Here is a 3,623-nt window from a genome sequence, read left to right as displayed (position 1 = left end):
ATCATGCCCTTCTAGGGCTTATTCAAGCCTCCGGCTTAGCCGGAGGTTTTGACTTTTCAGCGCCTGCGGCCCCGGTACCCGTTCCGGCGGCCCCGGCCTACACTGCGGCCGTAACGGTAGCGCCGGCGGCTGAAGATCAGCTTCCAGGCAGCCAGCAGAACCACCAGTACCGCCAGCGCGGCGACGGCAATCTTCACCGGGGTCTTGCCAAAGAAGAGTTTCAGGTCCCGCAGGAAGATCTGGGAGCGGGAGGCCTCCACGCCGTTCAGCGCCAGCAGGTCTACGGAGGCGTACTCCTCGCCGTTGTAGCTGAGGACCATGGTTCCCAACACGTCGCCGGCGGTGACGGGGGCCTCCACCGGGTCAGCCTTCAGCGTGACCTCGCGCTCCATCGTCTCCGGGGAGATATCATTGGGCAGCAGTACCTCTACATCATTCCGGGGATGGACAACCACATGGTCCGCTTCGGACAGGGACACCGCTACATCCAGTACCATGTCGTCTTCCCGCAAAAGGGTCTGGTAGGTAAAGTTGTCAAAGGCCCAGTTGAAGAGCTGGTTGGTGTCGTAAAAGCTGTATGTCCGGATCTCGTTGTTCTCCAGCTCCGCCCGGTCGCCTCCCAGCACCACACTGGTAAAGCTCCGGGTGCCCCGGGTGGCGGTGGACACCAGACAGTGCCCCGCCTGGGAGGTGGAGCCGGTCTTGATGCCGTGGGCATCCCCGTTGAGGTAGCCACGGGTGTACCAGCTGCCGATCAGATAGTTGGTGGTGCGCAGGGTGCGGGCAGGGCTGGTATTGGTGGCGGGAATGACGACAGTGGGCGTGTCGCAGATGGTCATCAGCTGCTCGTGCTTCATGGCCTCCCTGGCAATGAGGTACATGTCCCAGGCGGAGGTGTAGTGCTGGGAATCGTGGATGCCGTGGGGGTTGACGAAGTGGGTGTTTTTGCAGCCCAGGGCCTCAGCCTTGGCATTCATCTCCCCCACAAAGGCGGCCACGGAGCCGGAGATGGTCTCCGCCAGGATCTGGCTGGCCTCGTTGGCGGAGACCACCATCATGCAGTACAGCAGGTGTTCCACCGTCATGACCTCGCCGGCCTGAATGCCCGCCGTGCTGCCGTCGCTGGGCAGTCCCTCCAGGGCGGTGGCGGTGGCGGTGACGGCCTGGTTCATGCTCAGCTTTCCTTTGTCAATGGCCTCCAGGGTCAAAAGGCAGGTCATGATCTTGGTCAGGCTGGCGGGATAGAGCTCCTGGTGTTCGTTTTTGGCGTAGACGACGGCGCCGGTGTGGGCGTCCACCAGCAGCGCCGCCTTACATTGGATGTCCGGTTCCGCCAGGGCGGCGGCCCGGGGAGAGGCCCACAGGGTCATGACCAGCGCGGCCAGCAAAAAAACCGATAAAAAACGATGGATTTTCATATCATTCTCCCGGAATTTGTGGTACAATTTTTATCAGGCAAAAGAAACCGGCGAAAGCCGGCGGAATTCGACAGAACCAGTATAACAAAAAAAGCACGGGAGTTCAACAGTGGACGAGAGAGGAAATGCTGTAAAATGCGAAAAAATTTTGCTGGGACTGACGGCGCTGTTCCTGGCGTTTTTGCTGGTGCTGTTTTTCCGGGACCGGGCGGCCCTGGAGGCGTCGCCGGTGGTTGTGGAGACAGAGACCGCCGTTTCCCAGGAGTCCTTTATGCCGGATGTGTCGCCCCTGGATATCAACAGCGCCACGGCAGAGGAGCTGGCGGGCCTGCCGGGCATCGGCACGGTGCTGGCGGAGCGGATTGTGGAGTACCGGGCGGAGTACGGTCCGTTTGAGACGGCGGAGGACCTGAAGAGGGTCTCCGGCATTGGCGAGGCAAAGCTGGCGGAGCTGGAGGGCCGGATCACGGTGGGCGGTTGACGGAAATTGATTCTCTTTAATTTAGGAGCTGCTATGAAAATTTTGGTTGTGGATGACGAGAAGCTGCTGGTCAAAGGCATGAAATTCAATCTGGAGAACGAGGGCTACGAGGTGGAGTGCGCCTATGACGGTGCCGCCGCCGTGGAGCTGGCCCGGGAGGGAAAGTTCGACCTGATCATTTTGGATGTGATGATGCCGGAGGTGGACGGGCTGGAGGCCTGTATGCGTATCCGGGAGTTTTCCAACGTGCCCGTTATTATGCTCACCGCCAAGAGCGAGGATTCAGACAAGCTGATGGGGTTTGAGTGCGGGGCGGACGATTATCTGACCAAGCCCTTCAACGTGCTGGAGCTGAAGGCCCGGGTGCGGGCTCTTTTGCGGCGGGCCGCCGGCGTTCAGCGCAGCCGGGGGACGCTGCTGACGGCGGGGGAGCTGGTGCTGAATACCGAGGAGCGGACAGCCATGCGGGCCGGGGAGAGCGTGGAGCTGACCGCCAAGGAGTACGATCTCATCGCGCTTTTGATGCGCAATCCCCGGCGGGTTTACAGCCGGGAGAATCTGATGAACGTGGTGTGGGGGTACTCCTACGCCGGGGACTACCGCACGGTAGACGTTCATATCCGCCGCCTGCGGGAGAAGCTGGAGAAAAATCCGGCGGAGCCGGAGCACATCTGCACGAAGTGGGGGGTGGGGTACTATTTCAAGGAATAAGCCTTCGATCTGGAGCAGCATCCAGTTCCGGTTCGGCCTGAGCTATATTGCCGTCATCGCGGGGGTGCTGCTGCTGCTGAACACCTACCCTCTGATGGTGTCGGAGGATCTGGTGTTCCGCTCCAAAGAGACCACGCTGCAAAGCAGCGTATCTGTCATTGTGTACTCCCTCTCCGGCCTGGACCAGCTGACAGAGGAGAATGTGGCGGCCGCCATGGCGGTGGTGGAGGAATCCAGCCTGTCCCGGGTGCTGGTGACCAACAGCACGGGCCGGATTCTCTACGACACCCGGGAGACCGGCGGTGCCATCGGGGAGTACGGACTGTATACGGAAATCGTCCAGGCTCTGCTGGGGAATGACGCGTTCACCTGCACGTACGGCAGAGGGGCCTTTCGCAGCCGGGCGTCATCGCCGGTGCTGTACCGCAACCAGATCATCGGCGCGGTGTATGCTTACGAGTACGACACGGAGCAGGCCGCCCTGCTGGCGGGGCTCCAGGGAAATCTCCTGCGGTTATCCGGTGTGATCGCCGTGGTGGTGCTGGCGCTGAGCATGGTCCTCTCCCGGGCGCTGACCCAGAAGATTGGACGCCTTCTGACCGCCATTCGCCAGGTGCGGGCGGGGGCATACAGCCACCGGGCGGACATTCGGGGAAAGGACGAGATCGCCCAGATCGCCCAGGAGTTCAACAGTTTGACGGACCGCCTTCAGACTACGGAGAGCGCCCGGCGGCGGTTCGTCTCCGACGCCTCCCATGAGCTGAAAACGCCACTGGCGGCCATCCGGCTGCTGACAGACTCTATTTTGCAGACGGAGAACATCGACCCGGCCATTACCCGGGAGTTTGTCTCCGACATCGGCCAGGAGGCGGAGCGGCTGGCCCGGATTACGGAGGACCTCCTGCGCCTGACGCGGCTGGATAGCGGCGCCGTGGGCAAGCCGGAGGTGGTGGACGTGCTGCCGGTTTTGGAGCAGGTGATGCGGATGATGAACCTGGTGGCCCAGGAGAAGG

The 3,623-nt window shown here is 61.7% G+C and carries 4 protein-coding genes; 3 read left to right on the top strand and 1 reads right to left on the bottom strand.

Annotated elements, in window-relative coordinates; all coding sequences use genetic code 11:
* Window positions 1-56: 56 nt before the first annotated feature.
* Window positions 57-1,418, bottom strand: a complete 1,362-nt coding sequence (locus QZ326_RS11920) for a D-alanyl-D-alanine carboxypeptidase family protein (protein ID WP_295745501.1) — start codon at window positions 1,416-1,418, stop codon at window positions 57-59.
* Window positions 1,419-1,527: 109 nt separating this feature from the next.
* Here QZ326_RS11920 and QZ326_RS11915 point away from each other — a divergent pair, with 109 nt between their 5' ends.
* The 3 genes from QZ326_RS11915 to QZ326_RS11905 all read left to right on the top strand — a co-directional run.
* A complete protein-coding gene (locus QZ326_RS11915; RefSeq protein ID WP_295745499.1) occupies window positions 1,528-1,899 on the top strand; it encodes a helix-hairpin-helix domain-containing protein in 372 nt (123 codons plus the stop codon).
* 33 nt (window positions 1,900-1,932) lie between these two features.
* Entirely contained in the window at window positions 1,933-2,610 is a 678-nt protein-coding gene (locus tag QZ326_RS11910; RefSeq protein ID WP_295745496.1) for a response regulator transcription factor, read from the top strand.
* A gap of 64 nt (window positions 2,611-2,674) precedes the next feature.
* On the top strand, window positions 2,675-3,623 hold a 949-nt coding region (locus QZ326_RS11905), incomplete at its 3' end, for a HAMP domain-containing sensor histidine kinase (protein ID WP_295745494.1).

This window comes from uncultured Oscillibacter sp. (assembly GCF_910587525.1).
GTDB lineage: Bacteria > Bacillota > Clostridia > Oscillospirales > Oscillospiraceae > Oscillibacter.
Note: the sequence above shows the minus strand (reverse complement) of the source record. Positions and strands in the feature narration are given on the sequence as shown.